Below are 5,394 nucleotides of genomic sequence, written 5' to 3' on the forward strand. Positions count from 1 at the left end.
GGCACGTCGTCGACCAGCGCCGCCTCCTCGATCTCCACCGGCAGCGCCTGGAAAAAATCGCGCATCAGCCAGACCACGATCGGCAGCGAGAAGGCGGTGTAGCAGAGCGTCATGCCCCAATAGCTGTCGAGCAGCGGGAAGCCGGCCTTGCCGACCTCGGAATACAAGAGGTACAGCGCGAAGGCGGTGACGATCGGCGGAAACATGCGCTGGCTGACGAACCAGAACACCACATCGTCATTGCCCAGCACCGGCCCCGGCAGGCGCAGCCGGTTCAACAGCATCGACACGGCCAGCGCCAGCACCAGCGCGCCGCCCAGCGCCGGCAGCCGCTTCAGCCCCAGCACATTGCCCAGCAGCAGGAAGGTGCCGATGGCGATGACGGCGAAGGCCAGCCCGGCCAGCAGCCGCACCTGGATCGGGAACCGCACCAGCGCATAGGCGGCCATGGAGCCGAGCAGCACCGACAGCGCCGTCGCCGACACCGCGATCAGGGTCGAGTTGATGAAGGGGGTGATGAAGTCGCCGCGGATGCCCGACCAGGCGTCGAGCCAGGCCTGCACCGTCGGCTGGAAATCGATCCAGGGCAGGTAGGTCGGCCCGCCATTGACCGCGGTCGGCGGCTTGAACGAGGTGATCAGCGTCCAGTAGAGCGGGAACAGCGTGACCAGGAACCAGGCCAGGCACAGCAGGAAGATCAGGCCGCGTTTGGCGCCGCCCTGCCCCAGGCCGCCACGGTCGACACGCGTCGCGGCGCTCATCGCTGCTTCTCCAGATGCGGCCGGAGGATGGAGAGGTAGATCGTGCCGAAGATCGTGATCACGATCAGGAACAGGAAGCTCAGCGCCGAGGTGTAGCCGAGGTTGAACTTCTTGAACCCTTCCTGATAGGCGAACAGGGTCAGGGTCTCGGTCGACACGCCCGGCCCGCCGCCGGTCAGCACGTAGACGGTGTCGATGATCTTGAAGCTCTCGATGACGCGGATGAAGACCACCGCTGCCGAGATCGGCAGCAGCATCGGGAAGGTGATGCCCCAGAATTGCTGCCAGCTGCTGGCATTCTCCAGCTGCGCCGCCTCATAGACGTCCTGCGGCAGGCTCTGCAGCCCGGCCAGCATCATCAGGATGACGAAGGGCGTCCATTGCCAGACCTCGACCGCGATGATGGTGCCCAGCGCCCAGGTCGCATCGGTCAGGAACGGCAGATTCGGCAGGCCGAAGCCGGTGAACAGCTGGTTGACCGGCCCGACGGTGGAATGGAACAGCATGCGCCCGACCAGCGACACCGCGATCGGCGCCATCAGCATCGGCATCAAAAAGCCGACGCGGAACAGACGCTCGCCCGGAATTTTGCTATGCAGCGCCAGCGCAACTGCAAAGCCGAGGACGTACTGGATCGAGACCGAGACGAACGCGATGATCGACGTCGTCTGGACCGTGGCCCAGAAGCGCGGGTTGGCCAGCAGCGTCACGTAGTTGTCGAAGCCGACGAAGCGCGGCGGCAGCGGCGGCACCAGCCGCATGCTCTGGAAGCTGATCGTGAAGGAATAGATCAGCGGGAAGATGCCGACCAGGAGGACGACGAGAAACGCCGGCCAGATGAAGACGTGCTTGATCGGCTCGCGCAATGGTTGTGCCTCCCCGATCGCCGGCGGTCTTTGTCGCGCGGTCTCGTTAACTTGTCCTACGTTATGGTAAGTCCGGCCCGCTGCGCAACCGGGCGGAATTGATGATGGAGAGAGAGCCGATGGATACCGCCGCCGCCCTGACCGCCGCCGCCAAGACCGGCGGCGAGCCGATCGCCATAAAGGGCGGCATCGCGGCCATCATCTTCGATTGCGATGGTGTCCTGGTCGACAGCGAGATCGTCGCCTGCCGGGCGGTGGCCGAGCTGATCGCCAAGTACGAGCCGCAGGCCCCGGTCGAGGAGCTGGTCGAACAGCTGGTGGGCATCCCGGACAGCCACATCGTGCGCCAGGTGGCGGAGCGGTTCGGCACGGTGTTTCCGGACGATATCGGCCGGCGAATGGCCCAGGTGATCGACGACGCGCTGGCGCTCGGCCTGGACGCGATCCCCGGCGTGCGACCGGTGCTGGAAGGGCTGGGCCTGCCGATGGCGGTGGCGTCGAACAGCCATCTGGCCCGCGTCCGCCGGTCGCTGGAGATCGCCGGGATTACCCGGCTGTTCGGCGAACATGTCTACACGCCGGAGGTGGTGGAACGGCCGAAGCCGGCGCCGGACCTGTATCTGCACGCGGCGGCCCGCCTCGGCTTTGCGCCGGCACAGTGCCTGGTGATCGAAGACAGCGTGCCGGGCACCACCGCCGGCGTCGCCGCCGGCATGACGGTGATCGGCTTCCTCGGCGGCCGCCACATCCGCGACGGCCATGCCGACCGGCTGCACGCCGCCGGCGCCCGGCTGATCTGCCCGCATATGGACGACCTGCCGGGGCTGGTGGCGGGGCTTAGAGCGGCGGCGTAAGCCATCGAACGTCATCGCGAGGAGCGAAGCGACGCGGCGATCCAGCGGCTCGATCTCTGGATCGCCACGCCCTACGGGCTCGCGATGACGGGTCTTTAACTTGGCCCGCTGATCCTAAAGGCTGACCCTCAAGCCGCCTTCCGGGCGTGTTCGATCAGGGTGACGGTCAGGTTGCGCGGCTTGCCGGACGGGGTGACCCAGGTGATGGTCTGGCCGCGGCGCAGGCCGATCAGCGCGACGCCAACCGGGGTCAGCACCGACAGGCGGCCGGCCTCGATATCGGCCTCCTCCGGATACACCAGCGTCACCGTGTGCTCGTCGCCGGTCTCGGCGTCGCGGTAGCTGACGGTCGAGTGCATCTGCACCACGCCCTTGGCCGCGGTCGCATCGACGATCTGGGCGCGGTCGAGCTCGTCGGCCAGGAATTCGGCGATTGCCGGGAAGGCATCCGCCGCGGCGTCGGCCAGCGCCGCCAGGCGATCGAAATCGCCGGCGGTGACATGGATTTCCGGGCGCTTGGGCCGAATGCTGCGGGACATGCCGTAATTCCTTTCCAGTGAACGAACCACCCCGGATGGTGCCCGGTTGGTGGGTAAAGCCGCCGCCTGCTCCCGGTGGGATGCGAGACTCTATGAGGACGGTGGGGTGGTGGGAGACGCCGCGGGACGCGGCGAAAGCGAGAACGGATGAGCGCGGAGGCGGGGGATCACCCCGGGATCAGCGGCCCCGGGCCAGCAGCGGCGTTCGACACGCCGCCATTCGGTTGGTCCATGACGTTCTCATCATGTCTTAAGAGATGGGGTTTCGCGGGGCTGCCGTCAACGACGGTCTCGCCGCGCCACGCCGCAGGCCGGGCCCCGGGGCAGGAAAAAGCCGCGCGGCGACGGGCGCCGCGCGGCTGGTCCGACCGACTCGGGTCAGAGCACGAAGTCGGACGCCACCAGGGCGCCGTGGGTCTCCACGCGGATCTCGAAATCCGCCTTGCCGTCGCCATTGGTGTCGCCGGCAACGATGCCGCCGGCGAAGCGCAACTCGCCGGCCACATGGTTGAAGGCGTGGTCGCCGATGAAGGTGAAGGCCTGGTTGCCGAAGGCCAGGAAGTTCGAGTTCGCGTCGATCGCCGACAGGTCGATCTTGTCGCCCTCGATATGGCTGAAGTCGGTGATGACGTCGCGCCCGTTGCCCACCGCCGATTCCGAGGACAGGGAGAAGCGGAACGTGTCGGCACCGCCGCCGCCGGTCAGGGTGTCGGTCCCGGCCCCACCGACCAGCACATCCTGGCCCAGCCCGCCCTTGAGGGCGTCATTGCCGGCGCCACCCTTGAGCAGGTCGTCACCGGTGCCGCCGGAAAGCTGGTCGTTGCCCGCAGCGCCATCGAGCTGGTCGTTGCCGAGCCAGCCGTCGATCGTGTCGGCGCCTGAGGTGCCGACCCGGATGTCGTTGATGTCTCGCAGCGCGCCATGCAGGTCGGTCAGCGTCTGCGCCGCCGTGTCGACCACACCCTCCAGCGTCCCGGCCAGCTGGATCAGGGCGCCCAGCTGCGGCACGCCGCCGATATCCTGCAGGTCGGCGATCACCTCCTTCAGGTCCTGCACCACGTCGGAGGTGTTGGTCAGGGTCATGTCGAGCACAGCCTGCAGGCCGTCCCGGCCGTTCTCGCCGCCGACCAGATCCTGGAGCGCCACGCCGAGCACGCCGTGGTCACCGAAGAACTGGTTCAGGATCGCATCGGGCACCAGGCCATGCAGCAGGCCGTTGTCGCCGGCCAGGATATCGACCACGGTGCCGGCGATCGCCAGCGGGCCCGCGACCTTGATCACCTCGCCGCCGGCCGCCAGCACGCCGACATCCAGCAGGGTGTTGAGCACATCCCCGACCAGACCATCGCCCAGCGCCCCGTGCAGGCCGAGCTGATCGCCGCCCAGCAGGCCGAATTCGCCGAAGATGTTGCCGATCACGCCGCCATCGCCGTGTAGCAGGTTGCCACTGAGCAGGCCGCCGAGCACGCCGTTGGCGCCCAGCAGGCTGTCGATCACGCCGGTGGCACCGCCGAGCACGCTGCTGAGCAACCCCGGCACGCCGCCGGAGCCGAGCAGCCCGTCGAGCAGGACATCCGGCGACACGCTGCCGAGGATGCCGGTCAGGAGGTCGGTGAGGCCGCTGCCGTTCGGGCCGAGCACGCCGCCGAGCAGGCCGTCCAGGATGCCGCCCGACAGCAGGTTGTCGAGCACGTCGAGCCCCGGCACCTGCTGGAAGATGCCGCCGACGATCTCACCCAGGTCGCTGGAGACGCCGATGGTGTGCAGCACGCTGCCGATCAGCCCGTCCTGGTTGAACAGGTTGTTGACGATGCCGGTCACGGTCAGGTCGTCGAACAGGCCGCCGACATTGTGCAGCAGGCCGTCGACCAGCCCGCTGACCAGGCCGTGTTCGCCGACCAGCCCGTCGGCGATGCCGCCGACCACGCCGACCACGCTGCCGAGCAGGCCATTGTTGCCGATCAGCGCGTCGACCAGGTCGCCGGAGCCCTGCAGGACGCCGACCAGATGGGTCAGCAGCCCGTCTTCGCCGAGCAGGCTGCCGATCAGGCCATGGGCGCCGAGCAGGCCGGTGTCGCCGAACAGCCCGTCAAGCAGGTCGCCGAGCGGCAGGCCGCCGAGCAGGCCGCCGAGATTGCCGAGCACGCCGGTGATCAGACCGGTCAGCAGGTCGCCGCTGAGCAGACTGCCGAGCAGGCCGCCGGCATCGGCGAGATCGCCGAGCAGGCCGTCGAGCAGGCCGGTCAGGGGATCACCCAGCAGCCCGCCGAGCAGGCCGCCCAGCAACCCGCCGACGCCGCCGAGGACACCGCCGAGCAGGCCGCCGAGGCCATCCAGCACGCCGCCGAGCAGGCCGTCCAGGATGCCGCCCGAC

At 68.5% G+C, this 5,394-nt stretch carries 5 protein-coding genes; 1 reads left to right on the plus strand and 4 read right to left on the minus strand.

Annotated features, from left to right (window positions below; all coding sequences use genetic code 11):
- A partial coding sequence (locus AC3XYG_RS39095; protein WP_489145309.1) for a carbohydrate ABC transporter permease occupies window positions 1-761 on the minus strand: 761 nt, incomplete at its 3' end.
- Window positions 758-1,627 (minus strand): carbohydrate ABC transporter permease, encoded by an 870-nt coding sequence (locus AC3XYG_RS39100; protein ID WP_489145310.1) that lies wholly within the window; start codon window positions 1,625-1,627, stop codon window positions 758-760. The genes AC3XYG_RS39100 and AC3XYG_RS39095, both read right to left, overlap by 4 nt.
- A 119-nt stretch (window positions 1,628-1,746) precedes the next feature.
- Here AC3XYG_RS39100 and AC3XYG_RS39105 point away from each other — a divergent pair, with 119 nt between their 5' ends.
- Window positions 1,747-2,481, plus strand: coding sequence for an HAD family hydrolase (locus tag AC3XYG_RS39105; protein WP_489145311.1), 735 nt, complete (start codon window positions 1,747-1,749; stop codon window positions 2,479-2,481).
- A 128-nt stretch (window positions 2,482-2,609) separates the two neighbouring features.
- Here the strand turns inward: AC3XYG_RS39105 and rnk are convergent, their stop codons facing one another.
- Both rnk and AC3XYG_RS39115 read right to left on the minus strand, forming a co-directional pair.
- Complete coding sequence (gene rnk / locus AC3XYG_RS39110) at window positions 2,610-3,020, minus strand: nucleoside diphosphate kinase regulator (protein WP_489145312.1); 411 nt, start codon at window positions 3,018-3,020, stop codon at window positions 2,610-2,612.
- A gap of 378 nt (window positions 3,021-3,398) precedes the next feature.
- Window positions 3,399-5,394 (minus strand): calcium-binding protein (locus AC3XYG_RS39115; RefSeq protein WP_489145313.1); only part of this gene is annotated, 1,996 nt, incomplete at its 5' end.

The organism is Inquilinus sp., assembly GCF_057815775.1.

Excerpts from the sequence above, each read along its gene's own strand:
- AC3XYG_RS39105 (WP_489145311.1), top strand. The coding sequence starts at position 1,747 with ATGGATACCGCCGCCGCCCTGACCGCCGCCGCCAAGACCGGCGGCGAG.
- rnk (WP_489145312.1), bottom strand. The coding sequence starts at position 3,020 with ATGTCCCGCAGCATTCGGCCCAAGCGCCCGGAAATCCATGTCACCGCC.